This window comes from Paenibacillus sp. 4624 (assembly GCF_050435065.1).
Lineage (GTDB): Bacteria > Bacillota > Bacilli > Paenibacillales > Paenibacillaceae > Paenibacillus > Paenibacillus amylolyticus_D.
Genome location: NZ_JBNDJR010000014.1, coordinates 81,692 through 106,404, shown reverse-complemented (window position 1 = coordinate 106,404; position 24,713 = coordinate 81,692). Strand labels below are relative to the sequence as shown.

General features: G+C 48.1%; 18 protein-coding genes. 10 read left to right on the top strand and 8 right to left on the bottom strand.

Annotated elements, in window-relative coordinates:
* Positions 1 to 89 precede the first annotated feature (89 nt).
* The 6 genes from ABIE27_RS26570 (at position 90) to ABIE27_RS26545 (ending at position 9,940) form a co-directional block, all read left to right on the top strand.
* The gene (locus ABIE27_RS26570) at positions 90 to 2,840 is read left to right on the top strand and encodes a lanthionine synthetase LanC family protein (RefSeq protein ID WP_429351928.1); all 2,751 of its coding nucleotides are present in this window, start codon (positions 90 to 92) and stop codon (positions 2,838 to 2,840) included.
* Positions 2,821 to 3,618, top strand: a complete 798-nt coding sequence (locus ABIE27_RS26565) for a hypothetical protein (RefSeq protein WP_429351927.1) — start codon at positions 2,821 to 2,823, stop codon at positions 3,616 to 3,618. The genes ABIE27_RS26570 and ABIE27_RS26565 overlap by 20 nt, the downstream gene beginning before the upstream one ends.
* A complete protein-coding gene (locus ABIE27_RS26560; protein ID WP_429351926.1) occupies positions 3,615 to 5,195 on the top strand; it encodes a hypothetical protein in 1,581 nt (526 codons plus the stop codon). The genes ABIE27_RS26565 and ABIE27_RS26560 overlap by 4 nt, the downstream gene beginning before the upstream one ends.
* Entirely contained in the window at positions 5,177 to 6,964 is a 1,788-nt protein-coding gene (locus ABIE27_RS26555) for an alpha/beta hydrolase family protein (protein ID WP_429351925.1), read from the top strand. The genes ABIE27_RS26560 and ABIE27_RS26555 overlap by 19 nt, the downstream gene beginning before the upstream one ends.
* Positions 6,965 to 7,368: 404 nt before the next feature.
* Complete coding sequence (locus tag ABIE27_RS26550; protein WP_123065598.1) at positions 7,369 to 8,001, top strand: NAD(P)-dependent oxidoreductase; 633 nt, start codon at positions 7,369 to 7,371, stop codon at positions 7,999 to 8,001.
* Positions 8,002 to 8,194: 193 nt separating this feature from the next.
* A complete protein-coding gene (locus tag ABIE27_RS26545) occupies positions 8,195 to 9,940 on the top strand; it encodes an NAD(P)H-hydrate dehydratase (RefSeq protein ID WP_429351924.1) in 1,746 nt (581 codons plus the stop codon).
* A gap of 871 nt (positions 9,941 to 10,811) precedes the next feature.
* Here ABIE27_RS26545 and ABIE27_RS26540 read toward each other — a convergent pair.
* Complete coding sequence (locus tag ABIE27_RS26540; protein WP_429351923.1) at positions 10,812 to 12,464, bottom strand: methyl-accepting chemotaxis protein; 1,653 nt, start codon at positions 12,462 to 12,464, stop codon at positions 10,812 to 10,814.
* A gap of 24 nt (positions 12,465 to 12,488) precedes the next feature.
* Entirely contained in the window at positions 12,489 to 13,496 is a 1,008-nt protein-coding gene (locus ABIE27_RS26535) for a BMP family lipoprotein (RefSeq protein WP_429351922.1), read from the bottom strand.
* 516 nt (positions 13,497 to 14,012) lie between these two features.
* On the opposite strand from ABIE27_RS26535, the gene ABIE27_RS26530 reads away from it, so the two are divergent.
* Together ABIE27_RS26530 and ABIE27_RS26525 are read left to right on the top strand one after the other, a co-directional pair.
* Complete coding sequence (locus ABIE27_RS26530; RefSeq protein ID WP_154985266.1) at positions 14,013 to 14,498, top strand: hypothetical protein; 486 nt, start codon at positions 14,013 to 14,015, stop codon at positions 14,496 to 14,498.
* A gap of 195 nt (positions 14,499 to 14,693) precedes the next feature.
* Positions 14,694 to 15,161 (top strand): hypothetical protein, encoded by a 468-nt coding sequence (locus tag ABIE27_RS26525; RefSeq protein ID WP_429351921.1) that lies wholly within the window; start codon positions 14,694 to 14,696, stop codon positions 15,159 to 15,161.
* 109 nt (positions 15,162 to 15,270) lie between these two features.
* On the opposite strand, the gene ABIE27_RS26520 is transcribed toward ABIE27_RS26525, so the two are convergent.
* The 3 genes from ABIE27_RS26520 to ABIE27_RS26510 form a co-directional block, all read right to left on the bottom strand.
* Positions 15,271 to 16,881 carry a gamma-glutamyltransferase family protein gene (locus ABIE27_RS26520; RefSeq protein WP_429351920.1) on the bottom strand — a complete coding sequence of 537 codons (1,611 nt, stop codon included), beginning with the start codon at positions 16,879 to 16,881 and terminating at the stop codon, positions 15,271 to 15,273.
* Positions 16,878 to 17,003, bottom strand: coding sequence for a hypothetical protein (locus tag ABIE27_RS26515; protein WP_429351919.1), 126 nt, complete (start codon positions 17,001 to 17,003; stop codon positions 16,878 to 16,880). The genes ABIE27_RS26520 and ABIE27_RS26515 overlap by 4 nt, the downstream gene beginning before the upstream one ends.
* A 66-nt stretch (positions 17,004 to 17,069) precedes the next feature.
* Positions 17,070 to 17,969 carry an SDR family oxidoreductase gene (locus tag ABIE27_RS26510; RefSeq protein WP_123065603.1) on the bottom strand — a complete coding sequence of 300 codons (900 nt, stop codon included), beginning with the start codon at positions 17,967 to 17,969 and terminating at the stop codon, positions 17,070 to 17,072.
* Positions 17,970 to 18,129: 160 nt separating this feature from the next.
* Here ABIE27_RS26510 and fosB point away from each other — a divergent pair, with 160 nt between their 5' ends.
* Both fosB and ABIE27_RS26500 read left to right on the top strand, forming a co-directional pair.
* Positions 18,130 to 18,552: a metallothiol transferase FosB gene (fosB, locus tag ABIE27_RS26505; RefSeq protein ID WP_123065604.1), complete on the top strand. Its 423-nt coding sequence runs from the start codon at positions 18,130 to 18,132 to the stop codon at positions 18,550 to 18,552.
* A 319-nt stretch (positions 18,553 to 18,871) separates the two neighbouring features.
* Positions 18,872 to 20,683 (top strand): S9 family peptidase, encoded by a 1,812-nt coding sequence (locus tag ABIE27_RS26500; RefSeq protein WP_429351918.1) that lies wholly within the window; start codon positions 18,872 to 18,874, stop codon positions 20,681 to 20,683.
* A 239-nt stretch (positions 20,684 to 20,922) separates the two neighbouring features.
* Here the strand turns inward: ABIE27_RS26500 and ABIE27_RS26495 are convergent, their stop codons facing one another.
* From ABIE27_RS26495 to ABIE27_RS26485, 3 genes are all read right to left on the bottom strand, one after another.
* On the bottom strand, positions 20,923 to 21,957 hold the full coding sequence (locus ABIE27_RS26495) for a phosphotransferase family protein (protein WP_429351917.1): 1,035 nt from the start codon (positions 21,955 to 21,957) through the stop codon (positions 20,923 to 20,925).
* Positions 21,958 to 21,977: 20 nt separating this feature from the next.
* Positions 21,978 to 23,351 carry an Imm51 family immunity protein gene (locus ABIE27_RS26490; protein ID WP_429351916.1) on the bottom strand — a complete coding sequence of 458 codons (1,374 nt, stop codon included), beginning with the start codon at positions 23,349 to 23,351 and terminating at the stop codon, positions 21,978 to 21,980.
* Between the two features lie 231 nt (positions 23,352 to 23,582).
* The gene (locus tag ABIE27_RS26485) at positions 23,583 to 24,614 is read right to left on the bottom strand and encodes a ribonucleotide-diphosphate reductase subunit beta (protein ID WP_123065608.1); all 1,032 of its coding nucleotides are present in this window, start codon (positions 24,612 to 24,614) and stop codon (positions 23,583 to 23,585) included.
* Positions 24,615 to 24,713 lie beyond the last annotated feature (99 nt).

Here is a 24,713-nt window from a genome sequence, read left to right as displayed (position 1 = left end):
TCTTTAAGATAAGTCTTTGATTTCGCATTACTAAACTAAAATAATTGTACCTCCCCCTCTTACTCTACTTCAAAAAGGAGTGATTCTCATTGAAATCAGCAAGCCTGACTGAAAAGAAGGACGCCTATGAGAACGCTTTGCAACATATAATCCGGGATCTCCCCGACTCCATCCAATGGTCGAATGACGGCCATTGGATTTGTTTTAAACCGGGACAATTAACACTTCCGGCACAGGGCTGGAAAATTCATTTATCGGTTATCCCTGTGGAGGGAGCTGAATTGCTACGAAGGATTACACCGATTCTGACAACGTATGGTGTAATGTGGAAAGTCGTAAACAGCGGGCTGAAGTTAATTGAAGCATCCAATGGTTCTACACCGCTGCCCCAAACCGGGAAGTGTATGACGATTTATGCACGCAGTGATGAACAATTTATACAATTGCTTGAGGAGATGTATGCATGTACGGGTGATCTTAAAGGCCCCGCGATCCCTACAGATCGGGCTTACCGGGGAAGTTCATGTGTATTTTATCGCTACGGGGCTTTTGTAGACCGATTCTATTATGATCGTTACTCTGGTGCTAAGGTATATGCCATCCAGAACCCGGAAGGTAAACTGGAGGAAGATCGAAGAACACCTGGCAGATACAAACCCGAGTGGATAGATGAGCCGGAAGAACTGGTGAGCATACAGACCGGATGGAAGCAAGAAAATGAGGCAGTAAACAATCCGAATAATTCTAGTAACAATGAATTTAGAATACGTAAAATCCGTGTGAGGCGGGTGCTCAAAAAGTCAGGTAAAGGAGGCGTATTTCTTGTCTCCACGTCCCGGCATGAGCAGGCTGTCATGAAAGAAGCGGTTCATCTCATGCGTGTGGATGGTGCCGGACGTTCTGCCCATGATTATCTGGATAACGAGTATCATGTGCTAGATCTGATGAAGGATACAGGGTATACTCCGCGGCCAATCGATCTGTTCAGCGCAGAACGGAATCGATATCTGATTCTGGAATACTTCGAGAGCATCAGCTTGCGCGAGTACATCCACCGCAGACATGTAGCTGCCGATGGCAATGAGGCAGAATTTTACCGAATCGGCTCAGATATTCTGGATATTGTGCACGAGTTTCACGCCAGAGGTATTGTCATCAACGATCTCACGCCGAACAACATTGTGGTGTTGCTTGACGGAAGTGTGCGGTTGATCGATCTGGAGTTAGCCTATGTGAAAGATAACAAAAGTCAGGTAAAACCATTAACAGGGCACACGCCTGGTTATGTGCTTCGAGGAAGAGAGCACAGTCAGCGATCGGAATACTCCGATGATCTCTACGCGCTGGGAGCCGTTTATTATTACATGGCAACCTCCATGGACCCTTATCTGAAATACAGACAGTCTCATCTGTCTGCTGGACAAGCATACTTGGACAATCTCAATGATAGACAGCTACTTGGGCTGGGGAGTCTGGGGATCGAGATCATGTCTGGACGATATAACGATTTATCTGAAATACGTGAACAGCTAATACGTATGTGTGAGCAAGAGAAGGGCGATTTAACAGGGAGCGAGCAATCTTCGCGTACGAATGAAGCAGGCATGACGGACGAAGAAGTACTTCATCAAGCCGAGCTTATGGCTAACAAATTGTATCAATCCCTTGATTTGAACAATGCTCACCAACTATATCCCGAAAATAGTATGAGCAAAATGTTCCACCCGGCCAATTTCAACTTTGGATGGACGGGCATGGCCTACGGTTTTCATCAACTTGGTCAGATCACGCAGAACAGACAGTATTATCAGTATTCACGTGAAGTATTGGAGTGGATATTAAATCATACGCCGTATGTTCCCGGGGAAACGCCAGAGAGCCTGTATTTCGGTTATGGTGCTGTTCCTTGGGCGCTGGCACAGACAGCAGATGCGCTGGATGATAAACCGTTATTTCGCATTGCTGAAAATCTTGCCTTGGAGATGACGAGACATGACCCGGTTCAAACCAATATCAGTCATGGAGCAGCAGGTTTGGGGTTAATGCTGCTGGAGATACATCATCTTGGGGACTGTAACGAGCTTTTAACGAGAGCTGATGAACTCGGTGAAATGATTTTACAACAGGAAAAGCGAACAGAAGACGGGATGAGCATATGGGAAGTGAAGGACAAGTCGGATAAAAAAAGCCACCACTCGTATGGGTTCTCACATGGCGTTGCAGGAATCGGTTATTTCTTGCTTGCCTTAGCGAAGCTAACGGGGAAAGCCGAGTATTATTCGGCAGTGAAGCGCATTGTGGACACGCTGGAACGTGCAAGTCACGAAGGAAAGAATGGGGTAAGGTTATGGCCTGCTTCCCTCGAAAAGCCGGACGCTCTCTGGGTTCATTGGTGTAATGGTTCTGCGGGTATAGGTCGGTTTTTACTGACTGCAGCCGAGGTTCTGCAAGATCCGGTATGTTACAGACTTGGTCAGCAGGCCGCAGATGCAGTCGCCCAGTCGACCATATTTGCTTCTTTCGGCCAGTGTCATGGGATTGCAGGTAATGGAGACTTTTTGATCATGGCCAATCGGAGTTTTCCTGGCAGATATGAAGGAAAATTGAAAGAGTATACACAGAGTCTATACGTGCTTCGCAGTGATGAGCAGGAAGACTTGTGGATGTGGCCACTGGAGGATATGGAATCCTTCTCTCCGGACTATATGACAGGATACATGGGGATTTACTCTTTTCTGCTTCGTCGATTTTATCCTGCGGTCTCTTTTGAACCGCTGGTACATTCAGGCTTCGACCAGACCAGGGAGGTACAGGTATATGATGCAAACATCCATAGCTGATATCCTGCCCCAATGTCAGCATGAATCCGTAAAGGTCGGGGATCGATACTACGCAAGTGAGCCTGGAAAAAGAGAAGCGATTTCTTCCATTCTGGTAATAGATCATGGGGAAGGTCAATATATGATGGATCTGTGGAGCGAAGCTTCATCTCATGCATATTGGGAAGGACAGATCACAACCTTATTGGACAAGTTGTCTTACTCCTCTATATATGTAACTGCACCTGCCTCGTTTCCATGGGAAAGGCTCGGGTATAAGGCAGATGTGCTGGCTCAACGATACCGGTTTTACGGTAAACGGAAGCACATTTCTGTTCCGGTAATGCCGGATCAGGCTGGAAGGTGGCAACCCGCTGATGGTCAAGCGGAAGCTATGGCTCATTTGCTTGATACCAGTGATTTAACCTGCCCCGGAATCCAAGCTGCTCGCAAGGCAGTGGAGGATATTTATGAGGGGGTGTATGGGCGTTTACTGGACGGATCGGGACTTGTGGAACTGGAAGGAACGAAGATCGGAGGCTGTCTGTTAAGTGATGAGTTCGGTAGCATCCTTCTGTCACATATATTCACCATCCCTGCGGCAAAACGCAAGGGCTGGGCACGGTGGCTTGTTGCCTATGCTCTCCATCAGTGCAGTTCCGACCCGGAACTGCAGATCAAAGCTTCTCTTGATGCAAACAATCAGGGCAGCTATCGCTTGATGAGTGCATTGCCATTACAGCAGGTGCCTGAACTAATACATGTATGCCGGATCAGGAAAGAGGGGGAGTCCTCATGAAACCTGTTTTGCTGGAAAGTACGGACTATCATGATCTGAGAAGTAAATGGTTTCGTGCGAGCCATGAACCAGGGTTATTTGTGGTTGAGGGACGTTCGGATCTCGTGCAGCATGAACTTCAAAAGTTAAGTATGCATTGGCAGGATCAGGCGCTTCACCTTCTGCTTGATGATGCGTATCACACGCTGCCACTCATTTATCAGTTGAACCCGGTTCACCCGATTGATGATCTGGTGGCGTGCAAAAATGCATTGCTCCGATTTCATCGAGCCGGCTGGGCACCGGGACCACGGAAATGGATTTTGGTCGAGGTGGTCTCTGGTCTGCACCCTGCAGACCTTGGAGCCATTCATCATCTGCTCTATCGTCAGAAACTAAAGGACGTAAGCGTATTGTTATTTTTTCACCAATATCCCGTGAGAGTTAACCTTCCCCGACATGTCTCGAGGCTGGCTGTTTCACTGGTGAGAGATACGCCGGAACAGACCCGGCTTTTGTTAAATGAACAGCTGCGAATGGCTGGTAGACACGATGAGGCCGAAGAAGAGGATAGCCAAGGGGAAACGCAAACGACAGTGCGAAGTACGGAGGAAGTCCGAAGTGAAACCCAAGATCAAACCCAAGATCAAACCCAAGGCAAACTTCAACATAAAGCACATCGTAAAGCACTGGCTCTCTATAACAGGCTGGCTTGGGTTTTGTTGTGCAAATCGGATAATCGCCTGCGGTACAGGGCTTGTTTTCGCTTTTTTAGTCAAAACGCCATATTCCAACAATTATCGGCCGCGCAGCAGGCCATTCTGTGGTTTGAACTGGGTCAGCTATTAACCAAAACTGGGGATGATTATGCCGCGGCAAGAGAATGTTATGCCAATGCCCGGGCCGTTCTGGAGCATGAAGAATTAAACGAAGTCTATCGCATTGGAAAAGAGGCGGCACTAGATAATGGTGAAGCATTAATTGAGATGCAGGAAGGCCATATCTCACGTGCAATTGAACTGGAGAAGCGGGCTGGTATGCGTATTCGTGAACTCCCCCCAGGGCCGGATCGGCATGTTTTTCAGATTCAAACGGCTCTGAACATTGCTGGGCTGCAAATCCGGGCAGGACTTCTCATGGATGCGGAAACGACACTAATAGCTGCCGAAAAGCTCTGCACAGGTGTGTACTCGGGTTGGCTCGGGCATATACTTCAATTAAAAATGTCGGTATATCAACAACTCGGCGAACAGGAGTTAGAATACAAGATGTTGATTCAGGTGCTAAGGATGAAGACAGGTTCAATTCCTTCCAAATTGCTGCAACGTTCCATTGAATTGGCTGGGGTGCTGATCCAGCAAGGGGAAGAGGAACGTGCAGCGGAGGTGTATCGTCTTCTGATTGCGGGATTGCCAGCATCCAATCTGCAGCAAATCCGTTTGATCCGGCAAGCGTTAAGTAGTTTGGGAACAGAGAGCGCCGCAGCAGCGGCCACACATCATCAGCTTACGCTCAAGTTGGAAATACAGCTCGATTCCTGGGAGCAATTCAAGCATTGGCATGAGGGGAGGGAATCCGGTTGGGCGATCCATTCCTGAACCGAATGAGTGTGAACCGGGAGCGGACGAGCATGATCCTGTGTTATGACGACCAAACATGCGAATGGTGTGAGCTTGACGATGCTGGCGATGTCCAAGCCAAGCATTGTCTTTCCGATCATTGGATAGGATTGGGCCAGACTGTACAGCATGTTCTATTTATCGGTACAGGTCAAGTGGCGGCGATTACCAAGGAGAAGACGGAGAGATGGATTCATGTATTCCAAAAAGAACGGGAGCACATAAGAGTGATTCAAACGCTCTCTCTAAAATTACCGTTTCCGGTGATGCAGCTTGCCTGGCAAGATGGACAACTCCAGCTACTTTTTGCGGTTAGGCATCGTTCAGGGACTGTGCAGATCGGGCTGTATGATCCTGTACAAGAAAAAGCCGAGTGGGTTACTCCGGAACTGGATAACCTGCAATTTGTGTTCTGGGCCAAGACTGAGCGAGAGATTGGTGTTAATGTGGGTGGAGCCGGCAGAGTTTATTTTTACGGGAAAGCTAACGGATCATCTCGGGAAATTCCTTATCAGGAGTATGCTTATCCGGTTATGGACAAGCAGGGTGATCGGATTGCTGTCTGCATTCCGATGGAAGATGGTTTTTGTCCTGGCTGGATGAGCGTTCAGGAGCGTGTTGTTCATGGCAGTCTGGAGCACAGTGAGCCGTTCTCTGAGCTGATTCGTATCCAGCTGGATGTGGATCAACAGCATATCTTATGCGAGGGAATATTGCGTGGTAAGTGGCAATACATTCAGTACACGCTGGATGGAGAAAAAACATTTGAACTGTGTGATTATCCGGGAACGTTAACACAAGCGGTTCACAGCAGGGACAAACAAAACCTTATTGGAAAATACGAGTCCATTACGACCGCCCCGGTGCCCGCAAAATGTAGAATATCTGAATCGTTTGGTCACATTACTCCACTTTCTGTCAAGCATGGAGATGGGCCTATAAGTAATCTTGTAAAGCAACCAGAGACCAAGTACAAACACATGCGTTACGGGAACGCGTTCATTCCTTATATGGATATCCATCCGGAAGGTAAAGAACAGGCAGTCATCTATCTGCACGGTGGGCCACATAATTGCCTTCTGGATAGTTACAGTCCGGTTATTGCACGTTTATATGAGGCTGGAGTGAGGGTGATCGGGCTGAATTATCCAGGCAGTTCAGGATTCGGTTCTGATTACAAGCAACGTATTCAGGATGATTGGGGCGGTGTGGATGCGGACGTTATTCGGTTGATCCGAGAGCAGGTTCTAGGTTCCTATTCGGCAGTTTCACTGTACGGCGTCAGTTATGGAGCTTACCTAGCGCTGTTAGCTGCGGGCAGAAAGCCGGAGCTGTGGAGCAACGTCGTGGCTTGTGCACCGTTTACAGATTTGAGCAGCTTGTACGCCGGTGGTGGTGCGAAGCTAAGATCATTTTTGCAAACGGAAATTGGAGAACTGTTACAGGATAAATCCGCACTGCGGGATAGAAGTCCTTTAACCTATGCGTCTGCATTGTGTGAAGTGGATCTACAGCTTGTTCACGGCCGGAATGATCAGCTCTGTCCGGTGGAACAGACGGAGCACTTATATCGGGAGATATTGAAGCGGAAAGAGCCTGTAGAGGCGAAAGGCAGGCAACTTGAGATGCATATCATTGATGATCTGCAGCATGAGGTGTATGCAGAGCGAATCTGGGCGGCGAGGGCGGTTCATTTTTTAACTCAAAACAGGGTAATTCAGCCAGAACAGGCAACGAAGTTAAGATGAACAAGAGTAAGCAACCAAGATAAGCAGCCAGGATAAGATGATCAAGGAGAACTGTGGAAGCCGCCTGTGCGGCTTTTTTGGCGTACGCGATATTAGTTTGGATGAGAGAAGAGGGGCAAAGCAGGGATGAATAGAGAGGTGGATGGAGAATGGATTAGAGAACAGATCTGAGCTAGAGAAGGGCAAGAAACCTGTAAGAAAATGATGAAGAACTTGATCATGCATGGATGAAATAGGAATGCTCGGCTGAGGCGCGTTGGCAGCGCTAATGAAGATTCGAGTTTACAAGTGGGTTTATCCGGTTTAAGATGGCGTGAGCCGTTTAAGGTATATAACAATAGGATTAAGTATTAAAATAACGGTATGTGAATTAGATGACATCGATAGAAAAGAGGGATTCGGATATGAAAGTAGCGATTTTTGGAGCGACCGGAGCGATTGGCAAGACGATTTTGTGGGAATTGATGGATCGTGGGCATGAAGTGACAGCAGTCGTACGTGATCCGTCCAAGGTGGAGATGGTGCATGAGCGCTTGCGTGTGGAGCAGGGAGATGTGCTTAACCCGGATCAGGTTGCTGATTTTGCAGCGGGACAAGAAGCGGTAGTGAGTGCTTACGGGCCGAAGTTTGGCGAAGAAGAGGAACTGCTGGAAGTAACGCGTTCACTGATTGAGGGCGTGCGCCGCGCAAATGCTGGACGTCTGGTTGTTGTTGGCGGAGCAGGCAGTCTGATGACCGATTCAGGCGAGATGCTGATGAATACCCCCGGATTCCCGGAGGAAATCAAACCTCTTGCGCAGGCTCATGCGGATGCTTATGGACTTTTTGAAGAATCGAATATTCACTGGACGTATATGAGTCCGGCAGCAACGATTACTACTGGGCGCAGAACAGGTCAATTCCGGATTGGCATGAACCGTGTCATTACGGATGATTTGGGCGAAAGCAGCATTTCTGTAGGTGATTTTGCCGCAGCTCTGGTGGATGAACTGGATGATCCGCAGTTTATTCAAGCGAGGTTTACGGTGGGGTACTAACGAATCATACGTTGCGGAAAACTAATGAGACATGAATGGATGGAAAACCCATAAGGCATGCATGATCGGAAAACGAGTGACACACGATTGATGGTGAAGCTAATGGCAATGTAAAACTTATGAGAAGGGGAGACCCATGTTTGTGATGCTGTAAACAGTGCTATTCATTAATGCGACCGGGGAGGGATGAGTGTTGTTTATCGTAACCGCTGATCAGATGCGGGCTGTGGACGAGTATACGATTCAGCAGCTTGGCATTCCTGCGGTCAGTCTGATGGAGAATGCGGGCAGAGCCATCGCCGAGGAAGTCATCAAGCTGTGCCGGGAAGGAATGCTTGATAATGATCGTGGTGGAGGCAATTGCGGAGAAGTCGATAAAGCTCAGCGTGGAAATGGTCAGGTTGAGGGCGGTGATGGGGGTTATGGCTGGCCTAATCGTGGCCAGCAGAAAGAGGCTTGGCGGGCACATACCGGGCCCGGCGATCGTGTCGGTTACGGGGGTGACATCCTCGCCGATCCGGCGCTGGTGATGGCGCATCCCGGTGATCAGCATTGGTACATGCTGATCGGCAAGGGCAACAATGGCGGTGACGGGCTGGTTGCGGCGCGCCATTTGGTTGAAGCGGGGCTGGGCGTGACGTTAGTCTACGCCGATGCCCCCGTTGCACTGCAGGGCGAAGCCGCAGTGCAACGGGATGCCGCTGCGAAGCTCGGCATCCCTGCCGTTGTCCACGGGCGCGAAGCCATGGACTTTAGCCGGTGCACAGGCATCGTCGATGCGTTACTGGGCACCGGCTCGCGGGGGGCGCCGCGCGGAGCATACGCGGCGCTGATTCGCGCGGCGAACGACAGCGGTAAGCCAGTCGTGTCCGCCGATGTGCCAAGCGGGCTGGACGCCGACACCGGTGAGGTGTACGAGCCGTGCATTGAAGCCCGGGTGACGGTATGCCTTGCGCTGCTTAAGCGTGGCTTGGTACAATACCCGGGCGCTTCTGCCGCGGGGCGTATCGTTGTGCGCGCCATCGGCATTCCCGCGCGCCTTGCGCCAGAGCATGGCCCCTCGGTCCGTTTGTTAACGGACGAGGTGCTGCGGGGTGCGCTGCGCGTGGACACAGGCCGTCGCCGGGCACCGGACGGCCATAAAGGCACCTACGGCCATGTATTGCTGGCCGCAGGAAGCATGCCGATGAGCGGCGCTGGCCTGCTCTCGGCCAAAGCCGCGCTGCGCGCTGGTTGCGGGCTCGCCACATGGGCGCTGCCCGCGGCACTGCTGCCGCATGTCATCGGCACCGTGCCCGAGCTGATGCTCGCCGCTGCAGCCGATGGCAACAGCGGCGAATGGAATGCGGCTTCCGCCGCAGCGGTGCTGCGCCTTGCGGAGAGCCGCGACGTGCTTGCGACCGGCCCGGGCCTTGGTCGCTTCAAAGGCGACACCGACTGGCTGCGCCGTCTGTGGCAACAGACGGATCGTCCGCTCGTCATCGACGCGGACGCCCTCAACATGCTGGCAGATGCAGGCCCAGATGGGCCACGCACCTGGGGCCAGCGCAGTGCGGCGACCATACTGACGCCGCACCCTGGCGAGATGGGCCGACTGCTGCGCATGTCGACCCCCGAATTGCAGCGTGACCGAATTGGACACGCTGCGCGGTACGCCCGCGAGCAGGGCGTGACCCTTGTGCTCAAAGGAGCACGAACGGTCATCGCAACGCCTTCCGGCGAGGCGTACATCAACACCACCGGCCACGCCGGCATGGCAACGGGCGGCGCAGGAGACGTGTTGACCGGCATCATCGCCGGTCTGCTCGCCCAAGGACTAGGCGCGGAGCAAGCCGCCGCGTTCGGTGTATACCTGCATGGACAGGCCGCCGAACGGGCAGCATTGCATCGCGGCGATCCATCTTCCCTGCTGGCAGGAGATATTATCGATGCACTGTAAAGATATTTTCGAACCAGTGTGCAACATCATACGGAAGCAATAAGGTTTAAGTACAGTACGTATCACATAAAAGTATAAACATATCAAAAGGAGCCCCATCCAGAAATGGCAGGCTCCTTTTGATATGAAGTTAATTTATTATAAATGAAAGAACATCACAATAGCGCTGCTTTTACAAACGTTGCTGCAGTATCAACCTGTCTCATGAATCTACCTATCGCATATTTCGTCAGCTCGACTCATGAACCTAAATATTGCTGTTGCACATACCGTCAATCCAACTCATGAGCCTGCCCGTCGCACACTCTGTCAGCTCAACTCACGAATCTAACTATTGCACACATTCTATCGTCCCAACTCACTAAGATAACCTACTACCTACTCAAGTGTTGACCAGGCAACGTTCCAAAGTGCCAATCCCAATTGTTCAGGGTGAACATTTCTAACGATCATGAGAAACCTTATTTGGCACGAATTCACCCATTTTCTTTTCTAACGATCTCAGGGAAGCTTATTTCAATCATTTATTATGAGAAGAGGACGTTTTCCCGCATTTTGGCCGAGATAAGCTATCTGGTGATCGTTAGAATTTCAAACGACTCAGAATCATGCAAATAAGGTCATCTGAGATCGTTAGGATAAATTTCCGGTCACATTGCGCTCACATAGTCCTCGTACTCCACGCGCATATATAGTGCAATTTCATCGATTACTTTACTATGCGGTTGAAAGGCTATTTTCTCATCCCCCATATGACCAATGGGTAACTTATGCGGTGACTCCGTGCGGGCGAACGATTAATCACTGGTTTCGACTTCCCCGCTCGTGAAGATGAGCCACTCCTGAAGCAGAATTGGTTTTCGGACTCCTCTTACAGACGGAAACGCTGGAGTTCCTGATGCATCTCGGCACTAATATCACGAAGTGACTTGACCTTGATACTGGCTTCGGAGAAAGAGCGTTGTTGCTCTGCGGTGGAAGCGGTGATTTCTTCACTGCTGGCTGCAGATTGCTCGGTGATCGCGCTGATGTTTTCAATCGCTTGTTGCACCTGTGAACTAAGTTTGCTCGATTGTGTCATGTCCTCAGCAAGCTGCTGAATGCCTTCGCTGATGCGCTCCACACTCTCACGGATCGCCGAGAAGGATTTTTGCGTCTGACCGGTGGCGTGTTCCTGTTCGCCAAAGAGCTGCATGCTTTGCACCACGGAACTTTTTACTTTTTCCATTGAGGCTGTTATCTCGTTTACCGCGGCATAGATATGTTTAACCGATTGAGCAGACTGCTCCGCGAGCTTGTTCACTTCTCCAGCCACAACAGCGAATCCGCGTCCGGCTTCCCCGGCACGTGCAGCTTCAATGGAAGCGTTCAGGGAGAGCATGGTGGTCTGCTTGGCGATCTCGGATACATATCCCGTCATCGTTGTAATGCGAGCCGCGCTCTCTGCCAGCTCCAGCACGGTCTGCTCCACTTCGGACATGGCGTGGCGGTTTACTTCGGCGAGTCGCAGCTGTTCTTCAATCGCCTTATTCCCCTCTTCCACTGTGGTTAGAACATCGCGTCCATCCTTAGCAGATTGGGAGGTAGCCTCCAGATTATAGTTAAAGGTTGATTGCATTTTGTCTACGACCATAACCGTTTCGCTGAGATCTTCCGCAATTTTTTGACTGCCCACGGACAACTCTTCTGTGGTACGTGACACCTGCTGTACGATAGCTTGTACCGTATCATTACCGCGATCAATATCCTGAGCCATCTGATCCACTCGCTGCCCCGCCGTGTCAATGGATTGGATGATTCCGCGAATATTATTCGTCATTTGTCCAAAGGAACGACTCAGATCGTCCAGTTCATCTTTACCCCGAGGTTCCGGCAACATTTGGGTCAGGTCACCACTGGCAATATGCCCGGCAGCATCCTTAATCAGACGAATACGCTTGGATATCTGACGAGAAGTATACATATTAAACAGCATGACCGCGATGAACAAAAGGGCAGCCCCGCCAAGGGCAATCTGCCATGTCTGCTGGATGTCACTCTCCAGATCGAGCGTATATTGAGTGTAGCGCTCCCGCGTTATCTCATTCAGCGAGTAGATGTCATTTTGTATGCCTCGAACCCGGGCACTGTAACGTTTGGCTTCTGCACTGTCCATGTTGCTCATCGCTTGGGTTGCGCCTTGATCCAGTGCTTGCAGCTTCGTTTGAACCGTTTGGATGAGCTGTAGCTCCTGATCCGTTTCCAGCAATCCACCTTTGAGTTCCTTAATCATGGCTTGGCCTTCTTTTAAAAGAAGCAGTACAGCTTCCTGATTGCCGGCAGTCATCGAGAAGGAGTAGACATCCAGCGCCTGCTGGGTTTGAATCTGATTGGAGTTCAGTTCACTTACCTTGAGCATCGCAGGTACCAGGTTTTGATTTTTTGCATTCATACTGAGCAGTTCCATAATAATATAAGCGACCAGCGCAAGGCATAGAAGCAGTGAGATCAGAGCATTGACAATAAGCTTTCCCTGTAGTTTCATATGCGAACCTCCTCGAATCGTGGGTTATGGATTCACTGTAATTTTGATTTGACCCGAAGAAATTTTGGCTTTGAGATCATCGAAGGTCCGCTGTTGTTCATCACTCAGCGTGATGTTATGCAGCGCAGTCAAGCCTACAGCATTCTCGGCGAGACCCTCTACGATTTCTTTTTTCGGGAAGGTATGTTTGTTCTCGATAAATGACTTCACGGCGTTGTAGATGGAGACATCTACATTTTTCAGCATAGATGTAAGAATTGCTTTTTCCGCCAAAAAGAATTGATCCGTATCTACACCAATGGCGTATTTGCCGAGGGATTGGATCTCATTCAGTGCGCCGACACCGGTAAGGCCAGCGGCCACATAAATCACGTCAGCACCTTTCTCTTGAATCATTTGCTCTGCAAGCTGCTTGCCCAGATCGGCATTTCCAAAGTCACCAGCGTACACAATATCTACAGCAGCTTCCGGGTCAACGGCGAGCACACCCTGTTTGAAGCCTTGTTCAAAATTTTTGAGCACGGGAATTTCCATTCCACCCAAGAAACCGACATGTTTCTCCTTGGAAGCCATACCTGCGATTACTCCTGCCAGATAGCTTCCTTCCTCCGCACGAAATGATATGGAAGCAATGTTAGGCAGGTCAGACGTACTGTCAATCAGAAGGAATTGCTGGTCAGGATATTTGGCAGCGACCTTTTCCATATCTGCTTTTACGGTATCGCTGAGTCCAATAATAAGATCGAATTTGTCTTTGGAAAATTCCTCAAACGAAGCTTCGGCAGTTAACTCCTTGCTTGGTTCACGATAGTCAAAAACAATGCTTTTCTCGTCTCTCGCCTTGACCAGTCCGTTAAAAGCCGCATCATTAAAAGATCGGTCTCCCAGACCGACCTCTGTAAGTACAATTCCCACTCTGGTCTTTACGTCAGTGGCAGCTGTTTTAGAGCCGGTTGAACAAGCAGCTAACAAGATCAGCGTCAGGGCCATGAGTACGGTGATTCCCATACGGATGTACAACTTTGTTTTCATTGAGATGCCCTCATTTCTGTATGCTTTTATGTATTAATCTGGAAATATACTGGAAGATGGATGAACCCCAATCATCTATGCAACGAGTTTTTCCCTTTATCTATATCGGTGAAAAAAGCCGTTTTTTTATGATCTCTAATGAAAATTTACAGAAACATAAATCTATTTCATGAATTATACATAGTTTTTACAATTATGTTGTTTAATCATTCTTATAAGAACTTATAGGCTAATTGTGAAAGGTACCGAGTAAAGAAATGTTAATAGCTAGACAATTCAATATGATTAGAGTGGGGATTTAATTGATAAACGGTGTAAACTCTTTTTCTTAGGTTCAGAGTAAGAAAGAGATATATGTAGATTATTGTACTTTTATGTAAATAAAAGCAATATAATTACTTTTATTGTCGAAAGTATATACAAATTAGCATAAAATATTGTATAAAATAAATAGCGCTGAAATAAAAGGGTTATAATCCAAATATTTAAATATAAGTGATTTGGAGGATTTTTTCTGTGAAGTTTAAAAAAACTATTGCATCTACTCTAGCTGCGGGAATTTTAATGGGAGCTTTATCTGTTCCAGTAACAGTTATGGCCAGTCCAGCTCCTGTGAAAACCGTTTCTATTTCAAGTTCTACACTAAATGGAAGTAGTGTTTCGACAATACCTTCCAGTAAACTACCAAACACAGTAATTGTGACTCCAACTGCTCAAAATAATGGAGATGTAAGTACACAAAACCTCATTTCTAACGTTATAAAAAAAGCTATAACCTCTGCATTACGTTATGGTGGAGATTATTTAGGTAAACTTCTTTCAAAACTTAGCCCTAGTGCTGGAAACTATGTAACAAAATATTCTGGCAAAATCGCTGATTTCTTAGACTCCATTACCAATTGGCAAGAAAATATTATTGCAACGGGCCTTGTGGGAATTGGAGTGCCACCAGCAGAAGCATATGAGATCGCAAAATACATCGTTTGGTTGGCAGGACTCTAAAATTGGTTATATTTCATTAAATCAAGCAAAAATATACTTTACTTCTAATGAAGTAAAGTATATTTTTATTTATATAAGGTATTTATACTAAAAAATGGATTTATAATTGGAGGAATTATGAATTTAACACACTGGATCATCATCATCATACTACTTTTAATTCTCTTACTTGCTCTAAACTGGATAATCAATTACATGAGTGGTAAAGAAAAGGAAACCCCGCCTTCTCTTAAGGTTAAGATATGGCTTATTCCTTTATTAGCTTCTTTGATCATCTTGCCTATGATAATTTTTATAACATTGTACAGTTTATTTTTTTATAGCTTCGAAAAAGTTAGTAGTTTTATTCATTTTGATCAAGTTGGAGATATTGTTGTTTTTTCAGTGCTTATCATTATTGGATTTCTTCTTTTCGAGACTTTGGTTCATCCCATAATTATTACTATCTTAAATTATGGATTCAAGAGACAGGTTTCTAAATATACTCGTAATGCGATTACACTTGTCATAGATAGCATAATTATTTACATTTTAGCTTCAAGTTTTAATGGTATATATATATCTGATTACTGGTCTGCACTCTCCATAGCGGTTTTTTATCATATTATCGACTGGGGATTAGTGCTAATCTTGAAGATTGTGAAAAAAATGAAAAACAAATGAGGCAGATACTAAATGAATTCTATACAGTAAAACCTCATCTCTTAAAAAAGAAACCTAAACACTTTAGAACGACTAATAGTGTTTAGGTTTCTTTTTTTAGTCTTTTTATCTACCATGCCGCAATCGATCCGTCCGTCCGACTTTCCGTTCCGCCGCATAACACACCTGTATCCGGGTTGCGCCAGATGATCTGCCCGCGTCCGAATTGGGACGAATCAAGCTCGGTTTGGATATCATGTCCTTTGCGAGCTAAGGCTTGCGCAATGTGAGGAGGGAAGCCTTGCTCGATCAGTATCGTTTTGTCTTTAGTCCACTGCCAGCGAGGTGAATCGAGTGCGGCTTGCGGATTCAGATGATGATCAATCGTATTCATAATGACCTGTACGTGACCCTGAGGTTGCATAAAACCGCCCATGACCCCGAATGGTCCAACGGCTTCACTGCCTTGTGTAAGGAATCCAGGGATAATGGTATGATAGGTGCGTTTGCCCGGCTCCAGTGCGTTGGTGTGCTGCGGGTCGAGCGAGAAGTTATGTCCGCGGTTCTGAAGTGCGATGCCTGTGCCCGGCACTACCAGACCTGAACCAAAGCCCATATAGTTGCTCTGGATAAAAGAAACCATGTTGCCTTCGTCGTCTGCTGCGGCCAGATACACGGTTCCGCTTCCGCGCGGATCACCTGCCTCGGGTGCACGTGCGGTATCCCCAATCAGCTTGCGCCGCTCTGCGGCGTAGGCTTCGGACAGCAATTCTTCCACGGATACGCCCATTTTTCGTTCTTCCGTAATGTATTTTTCTCCATCGGCAAAAGCCAGCTTCATCGCTTCCAGCTGCCGGTGATAACTCAGAACGGATTCCTTCTCGGCAAAGTCGAATCCCTTCAGCAGATTGAGTGCGGAGAGGGCAATGAGTCCTTGCCCGTTCGGCGGAATCTCCCATACATCATAACCCCGGTAGGAAACAGAGATCGGATCAACCCATTCCGGTTGAAAAGCCTTCAAGTCATCCCGTGTCAGGTAACCGCCGTGCTCGGCCATAAAAGCGTGGATGCGTTCCGCCAGTTCTCCCTCGTAAAAGTCTCGCGCTTCGCTCTCGCCAATCCGGCGCAACGTGGCCGCATGGCCCGGCGAGCGCCACGGTTCCCCCGCCGCGGGTGCGCGCCCGCCAGGGGCAAACGTCTCAAACCACGCACGCCCTGCAGCCGCATCCCCCTGGCGTGCATAGACCTCGGCTGCCCGTGCCCAGTGGCGGGCCAGCCCCGGCGCAAGCGGGTAACCTTCTTCCGCATAGCGGATAGCGGGTTCCAGTACTTGCGCCAGCGGGAGCCGTCCAAACCGACGGCTCAGCTCCGCCCAACCCGCCGGTGCGCCAGGCACCGTCACCGGCACAACTCCCAGCTTCGGCATCTCCGAATAGCCTGCCGCTTGAAGCGCCTCAATCGAAATGCTCTGAGGCGCAGGGCCACTGGCATTCAGGCCATGCAGCTTGCCCTCCGTCCAGACGAGGGCAAAGGCATCGCCGCCAATGCCATTGGAGGTCGGCTCCAGCACGGTGAGTGCTGCCGCTGTGGCGATGGCGGCATCAATCGCATTGCCGCCTTGCTTCAACACATCCAGACCAGCCTGCGCAGCAAGTGGCTGCGACGTAGCGACCATGCCTTGCTTAGCGTATACCGGCACACGGTACGAGGAATAAGGTTGGTAGAGGGGATCAAAGTTCATTCGTCAATCAGCTCCTTGTCGCGAGATGTCAGATTCCGTTGTTTAACCGGACTGTAGCTTCTAACCCTTTTCGGAACCGACAAGCCGATCTCCTGCCACAACATCCAAATCCAACCTGACATTAAGGGGCAGGAACGTAGAAAATAAGCAAAGTCGTTTGAACGTACACATACTCATGCCAGTAGCCCTTACGTTGTCACCATGTCCCCGCCATTGACATGGATGCATTCGCCGGTGACGTAGGAGGAATCACGTGACGCCAGATAGACATAGGCTGCAGCCAGCTCGTAAGGTTGACCTGCTCGCCCCAGAGGCGTATCGGTACCAAATACCTGCACATCTTCAGCCGAGAAGCTGGCAGGAATAAGCGGCGTCCAGATGGGCCCAGGAGCCACGGCGTTTACACGGATGCCTTTGTCAGCCAGCGATTGGGAGAGAACCCGGGTGAGAGAGACGACAGCCCCTTTGGTCGATGAATAATCAATTAGTCGTACATCCCCTTTGTAAGCTGTAATAGAGGCGGTGTTAATAATGGAAGCCCCTTGGCACAGATGGGGAAGGGCAGCCTGGATCAGGAAGAAATACGAGAACACATTCGTTTGAAACGTATGATAGAGCTGTTCCTCGGTGATGTCGACAATGCTTTGCTGTACATACTGTACGGCGTGGTTGTTGACCAGTACATCGATTTTCCCGAACGTTTCCATGGTCTTGTGAATGACCGCTTCGCAGTTTGGTTTTAGTCGCAGATCCGTCTCGATGAGCAGACAGCGCTGCCCCAGCTCCACGATTCGGTCACGTGTCCATTCTGCGTCGTTTCGTTCATATAAATAAGCGATCACAACATCTGCACCTTCTTTGGCAAAAGCAATGGCTGCCGCCCGCCCGATACCACTATCGCCGCCCGTGATGATCGCAACTTTGCCTTGAAGTTTGCAACTGCCAATATAAGCAGGGTCTTCACTGATCGGTTCGGGAACCATCAGCGATTCCAGACCGGGCTGTTGTTCCTGGTGTTGGGGCGGAAAAGCTAATTTTTGTGGTTTGCATACCGTCTTCTCACCGTAAAATGGATAGACAGGGTTCATGGTTTGGATATCCTCCTTGAACGTTCCTTGATAAGCCTACCCTATGCATTCCTCCATAAAAAGATGCAGTCTGGCGGTGCTACAAGCTTGTTTTCTACAGAAAATATATACCATAATAAGAGGGTAACCCTTTAAATTTGGTGGAGGTGTCAGGAGCTCTATGAACATTCAGGGAATTAATCATTTGTGCTTTTCCGTATCGAACCTGGAGCGGTCTATTACGTTCTTTGAGCAGGCTCTCGGTGCCCGAATTCAGGTGAAAGGACGCAAACTGGCCTACTTCGAACTGGCGGGTCTTTGGATTGCTTTGAACCAGGAGGATGTCCTTCGGAATTATACGGAACGAACCTATACCCATATTGCGTTTACGGTAAAAGAAGAAGAGTTTGACGTATCAGTGGAGCAGCTGCGAGCTGCAGGAGCCGATATTATTCCCGGAAGAGCAAGAGATGAGCGGGATGGGAGATCGGTTTATTTTACAGACCCGGACGGACATTTATTTGAACTGCACACAGGCAGCTTGAAGCAACGGTTGGACTATTATCGTGAGGATAAACCGCATATGACCTTTTATTCGGAATAACGTATACATCAGCACTATGATCAGGCGGTTATCTATTAGATAACCGTTTGTGTGGTACAGATGGAGGTAGAACAAGAAGATTAGATAAATCTTCAGATGTTCAGGTTTTTAATAGAATAGCAAAAATGAAAGTAGTAAGGGCGGCATCGACCAAGATGCCGCCTTTTCATTATTTACCGTTCGTTCGCTTTTATAAAAGAAAATGGAATTAAAGCTCACATATCTATTGTGAATATGATGGAAGAAACGATAAACTGGACAAATAGCACCTTAATTTACCAATGTTAAATTCATGGGTTTCATCTTAAGGAGGTTTATCATGATTCAGTTTCCGAAACCGGATGTGGAGCAGTATTTCCAGACGTATCGTATTTCGCATTTTGCCGTATCAGCAGATGAGAAGAAGTTGTATATGGATAGCAACCTGAATGGTCAACCGAATATTTGGGCGATGGACTTGCCTGGGGGATATCCTTATCCTTTGACGTATTTGAACCAAAGCAGTCAATTTATTAAGGCTGATCCGCAGGGGCGTCATCTGCTAACCGCTTTTGATCGAGATGGGAACGAAAACTATCACCTCTATGCGTTGCCACCGGAGGGGGGAGTTCCGCTTCCGATTGTTCCAGCTGATCCGAGTGACCGCTGTTATTATGCTCATTTATCTGAGGACGGAAAACGGTTGTATTATAACACCAGTTCGGGTAATCCGAATTATATGAATGCACGCCTTCATGACCTGGAGACTGGAGAAGACGAGCTCTTGTATCAGGGAGAAGAGGTAACCAGCAGCCTTATTGCAGTAAGTCCAAATGAAGAAGCCTATGTTATCATCAAAATGTATTCCAACACGTATCAGACTGCCCATCTGCACCGGAACGGGGAATCTCATTCCATAGTACCGGTTACGGAGCGGCAGAGTCAGGTTCCCTATGTTTTGTTTGCGGGGAATGATCGTTTGTTGCTGATTACGAATGACAATTCGGCATATGCCTATGTAGCTGAGTATGTCATCGATACAGGAGAGTTCCGTGCGTTGTGTCATATTGAGGGTGAAGATGTAGATAAAATCCGCTGGCATGAGGCATCTGAAACGTTATATATTTGGACACTGACCGGGCCGGAGTATCACATGTATGTGTTGGAAAAAGATGCTGAAAAACCTCGCCGCATGGACATGCCGCTCGATACCATTGAACAGGTAAACGTGACCAAATCCGGTAACGTGTACATTCTTGGACGCGGCGCTGTGCAGCCCCACAACATTTATCGCCTCATCGTAGGCTCTGAGTCCTGGGAGCCGTTAACAGCCAATCGAGTAACCGGTCTGAACCCGGATGACTTCGTATATCCAGATGTGGTGCGATACAATTCCTATGACGGGCTGGAGATTGAAGCGCTGCTCTTTCAAGCGAAGCCAGAACAGGCGAACGGATACAGTGTATTCTGGCCGCATGGCGGGCCACAGGCATCGGAAGCCAAGTTTTTGCGTCCTATGTTTCAATTGTTGCTCGCACAAGGGTACAATATCTTTGCTCCGAACTTCCGGGGCAGTACGGGATATGGTGCTGAATTCGTGAAGATGGTTGAGCGGGATTGGGGAGAAGGGCCGAGACTGGACTGTGTTGCAGGCATTGGGTGGATGTTTGATCAGGGGATTAGCTCGCCAGAGCGTTTATTTGTGGTAGGCGGCAGTTATGGGGGTTATATGACCCTGCTGCTTGCAGGTCGTCATCCAGAGCTGTTCCGTGCAGCTATTGATATTTTTGGCCCAAGCAATCTGTTTACTTTCCTGGAATCTGTACCGGAGGACTGGAAGCCAATGATGGATAAATGGCTGGGTGATCCGGTGCGCGACCGTGAACGCTTGACCAAGGACTCACCAATTACGTATCTGGATCAGATGGTGAACCCGATGCTGGTCATTCAAGGAGCCAATGATCCAAGGGTGGTTAAGGCTGAATCTGACCAGATTGTAGCCGCACTACAGGAGAAAGGTGTAGACGTCGAGTACATCGTATTGGATGATGAGGGCCATGGTTTCTCCAGAAGAACAAATGAAATTTTGGTTTACCGCAAAATGGTAGAGTTTTTGCAAAAACATCAAGAGACTCCTGTTACACAGGTTTGATTCGAATGGTTCGATCACGATATAACTCAGCGGATCATTCATATGTTGACTAGAGGCAGCTCATGCAGACATGGAGACATCGACTCTACTATAGAGCAACAAAAGATAGCCAGTGATCACTAGGATCACTGGCTATCTTCGTTTTAGGACGTCAGGTACCCTTTATTTTACCATAGTTACTTGGAGTGATAGAGTCCTTTAGCATTTGCAAGTCGCAAGCGGGTTTTACTTTCTGGACGTTAGTCCAGCAAAGTAAGTACCTTCTCAATATACTGCTTAGCCCACGGAGCAAAAGACAGATCCGCTTCCCAAGTTACCTGTCCCTTCGCCTTCGCTTCACTCCACCACAGAATACGTTGATATAATAAATGAATAAGAAGGCGCGAACGAAAATGAATACATTTTTCCACATCGTCTGCACAGACCTTTTCCCGGTAATGATGAAGAAATCTCGCAGCCAGATCAGGCCGATCTTCCCGGAGGTATCTTGCGGTTATTTTAGTCAGATCGGCTGTGCCATCACCGAAATAAGCCGTCGTCAAATCAAATAATCCACTGATTTTCCACGGGGACGCAGGCGGGTCTGCTTTTTGCACAAGAAAATTCTCAACTTTGAAATCTCCCATGACAAATTCATGAACCGACGAGACTAAAAATGCAGCTTCGGACTGCTTCAATTGCTCATCCACCCAGCGTACATCATCGTCAGTAATCACGGAATACTTTTCCGCATCGTGTAACCAGTGGCGGATGCTTCCGTATAGCCAGTCTAGATACGAGCCGGCAAAAGGCATGATTTTGTCTGCCACTGGATCGTATTCTCCGGCATCTGGAACTTTCCAGTGATGTAGTTCGGCTAACGTTTCAGCCAATACATCTGCAATTTCTTCATGATCTTGTGAAGTTAGAGTCGTTTGAAAAACAGGATCATATAAATGGCTTCCAGGCAGCTTCGGCATCATTACGTAACTCCAACCGAGTAGCTGTGTGTCTTCCTGAATCTGATAGGGAACAGGCACAGGGATGGTTGTGCGCGCCGCTAATTGCTCCACGAAAAACTGCTCTTCCTGAAACTGTCCATTGTATAATGGATTGCCTTTCAGAATAAACTCACCTTCCGTGGTTTGAACGAGCAAGGTTTGCCCCATCACCCCTTCAGCTGTCCGGTGGAATTGGACTAGTGCCCCGAGATTGAAACAATCAAGTGCCTGTTGCAGATCTTGTTCCGAGATTTGACCGAGGCCTTTGGTGGCAAAGTAAATACGAGTCGTCATAGATGGCTCCTTGTCTCTTCTTAGTCCAGCTCAGCTCGGGAAAATAAATCAAGAATAAGGTCGTACTGCTCACAGGCTTGCTTAAAGCCAAGAATAAAGGATATGAGAGCGTCCTTGTCATTCGTATATGCACAGAACATATCGGCTTCCGGATCAAAACGAATAACCGAAGTCAGATGCGGCATCTTTTCTTCAAGAAACACAGATGCGAGGGAGGCCCAATCGTAACCGCCACCTTCGAAACCTTCATCTGCACGTGAGTCAAATACGTCTTGAAGATATGTACCCGCATTCAGAATCACGGAATAGGAATTGGTTCCTGCATCAATGAACCTAAAAGGGGCAATGGCTTCTTTAGAGAATGTTGTCACGCTTTGGTTCTCTGTGAATACAGCAGTAACTGCTTGTTCTTCATCAAGCGTGTCAAAGTCATTCTCGTCAAGCAAATCAAAGTTTTCTTCGTCCAGCAAACCCCGAATGAAAACCTCGAAGTTCGGCGCCAGATACGTGATTTCATAATCGCTCTCCTGATCCACATGAACGACACAAGGTTCGCCTTCTGGCCCGCAGAAGCGATAGTCGAGCATAACGACGTCATGACCAGCGGAAGGGCAATCGCAGATGACAACGCCGAGGTCAGGATACCCCCAATCTTCAATCATAAAGCGACTGCCGAACTCCCCGCCAAGGGAATACATCTTATCCCGTCCAATACCCAAGATGCTTGAAATGGCGATATGATCCTCTGCCCAACTTGTACCCGCTTGAGTCGGGAACGTTGTGCGTGCGGGTAGACCGCCGTTTTGTTTGTTCATCAGTTGAATATATGAAGCGGGAAGTTTGTATCCGAGTTCCTGTTCAATGGATTGTTTCAATTCCTCGTCAAAAGGTGCAGATACATGGTTGTCCTGTGCATAATCGCTATATCGCCAGAACGTTGCAGGATCGTATGTTCCTGAAGCCGCTTGGAACTGGTTCAGTGTTCCGCTGTGCTCCCATTCCGCCTGCTCTGCTTGCCAGCGATTACGGTCCCGCTCCATTTGGGCTGCTTTGGGGCGAATCCAGTCCAGGTATTCCAGGGTAGACGCATCATTGGGCTCCAGTCGATTAGCTTCTTCAAAAGCTGCCAGCGCCAGCTTGTATTCAGCGACGTAACAGTAGGCGTAACCTAACCGGAAATGCCATAACGGATCTAGTTTGCCTTGTTCCTTGACGCCTTGTAATAGTTTAATGGCTATACGATATTCTTCCAGATTGTTATATGCTCTTGCAAGCTGTCCGATCGTTTCGGCATCCTGCTCGGCTTCGGGTAATGCCTCAAGACGTTTAACAATGAGAGCATAATCTTCCTGCGCATGCCACGTGTTGATCTGTTCCAGCAACTCTCTATCCATGATTAGACCTCTTTTCATAGTAAAAGAATAGGAAACTCTACCCACTATTTTACAAGGTTTAGAGACAAAAAAACACTCTCTCATGCTGGTAGTCGTAAAGCTTCCCAGCATGAGAGAGTGTGCAGTGTTAATCCGTTATCGTCGAGATTGGCAGGACGCATCGAGGCATCCAATATGGTGTTAGATTACTCGATTCCTATCCGATGAAGAGCTTTGTCTGAATCTATATTCTTACAGATCGTCAAATCCGTTATCGTCGCCCACTTTGCCGTAGTTACGGGATTTGGCTTCGAAAAAGTCGGTTTTCGTTGCATTCAACGCTTCGTCGGAGAATGGTTTGATCCAAGGCATGCAGTTCACGTCCACGCCTTCATATGCCTTTTCCATACCCATCAGACGCAAGCGTTTGTTCGCTGTGTATTTAATGTAGTCTTCCAGCTCGTTCAGGTCGATGCCGCGAACGTTGCTAAGTGTATAATGTGCCCAGTTCGTTTCCAGCTCAACGGCGCGGTCAATCGTTTTGTACACGTAGTCCATGTTTTCAGGTGTGTTCAGTTCAGGGAAGTCCACAAGCAGCTGTTTGAACACTTCCGCGAAGAAGTAGCAGTGCTGGTTTTCGTCCCGCTGGATGTACGAGATCATCTGGCTGGTTGCCATCATTTTCTGGTCACGAGCCAGGTTATAGAAAAACGCAAATGTACTGTAGAAGAAAATACCTTCCAGAATCAGGTCAGCAACCATCGCTTGGAAGAACGTCTGTGGAGACGGATTGTCCCGGAAGTTTTGATAGATATCGGCGATGAAACGGTTGCGATCGAGCAAGACTGGATCATGCTTCCAATACTCGAAAATCTCTTTCTGCTCCTGATCGGATACGATCGAAGACAGCACGTAGGAGTAAGATTGGTTATGCACGACTTCCTGTTGTCCAATAATGGCAGAGATTGCTTCAAGGGAAGAGTCTGTAAAGTAACGTTTCACGTCGCCAACAAACATCGTTTGCATAGAATCCAGTACAGCCAGCAGGGAGATATTGATTTTGAACGTACGTTTTTCTTCTTCGTCCAGTTGGGCAAACTGGGAAGCATCTTTGGACATAGGGATTTCATCCGCAATCCAGTGGTTGAGTAGCAATACTTTGTACAATTTGTACATATGAGGCATACGAATGTCGTTCCAGTTCAGGATACCCGAGCATTCACCTTCAATAATACGGGTCGACTGGTTAGGCGCTTCGGTATTGAAAATTTTCTGTACTTGCATAGTACGTTCACTCCTTGAATGAATTTACACTATAAAAAGACGATGACAGAACAAGCGTGTATCTGTCTTGGCATATAGTTAACATCTTGCGATGCTATG

Coding starts and splice junctions, on each gene's coding strand:
- ABIE27_RS26490 (WP_429351916.1), bottom strand. CDS start 23,351: ATGGATAGAGAGTTGCTGGAACAGATCAACACGTGGCATGCGCAGGAA.
- ABIE27_RS26535 (WP_429351922.1), bottom strand. CDS start 13,496: ATGAAAACAAAGTTGTACATCCGTATGGGAATCACCGTACTCATGGCC.
- ABIE27_RS26525 (WP_429351921.1), top strand. CDS start 14,694: ATGAGTGGTAAAGAAAAGGAAACCCCGCCTTCTCTTAAGGTTAAGATA.
- ABIE27_RS26510 (WP_123065603.1), bottom strand. CDS start 17,969: ATGAACCCTGTCTATCCATTTTACGGTGAGAAGACGGTATGCAAACCA.
- ABIE27_RS26560 (WP_429351926.1), top strand. CDS start 3,615: ATGAAACCTGTTTTGCTGGAAAGTACGGACTATCATGATCTGAGAAGT.
- ABIE27_RS26500 (WP_429351918.1), top strand. CDS start 18,872: ATGATTCAGTTTCCGAAACCGGATGTGGAGCAGTATTTCCAGACGTAT.
- ABIE27_RS26550 (WP_123065598.1), top strand. CDS start 7,369: ATGAAAGTAGCGATTTTTGGAGCGACCGGAGCGATTGGCAAGACGATT.
- ABIE27_RS26515 (WP_429351919.1), bottom strand. CDS start 17,003: ATGTCAGGTTGGATTTGGATGTTGTGGCAGGAGATCGGCTTGTCGGTT.
- ABIE27_RS26540 (WP_429351923.1), bottom strand. CDS start 12,464: ATGAAACTACAGGGAAAGCTTATTGTCAATGCTCTGATCTCACTGCTT.
- ABIE27_RS26495 (WP_429351917.1), bottom strand. CDS start 21,957: ATGACGACTCGTATTTACTTTGCCACCAAAGGCCTCGGTCAAATCTCG.
- fosB (WP_123065604.1), top strand. CDS start 18,130: ATGAACATTCAGGGAATTAATCATTTGTGCTTTTCCGTATCGAACCTG.
- ABIE27_RS26565 (WP_429351927.1), top strand. CDS start 2,821: ATGCAAACATCCATAGCTGATATCCTGCCCCAATGTCAGCATGAATCC.
- ABIE27_RS26520 (WP_429351920.1), bottom strand. CDS start 16,881: ATGAACTTTGATCCCCTCTACCAACCTTATTCCTCGTACCGTGTGCCG.
- ABIE27_RS26485 (WP_123065608.1), bottom strand. CDS start 24,614: ATGCAAGTACAGAAAATTTTCAATACCGAAGCGCCTAACCAGTCGACC.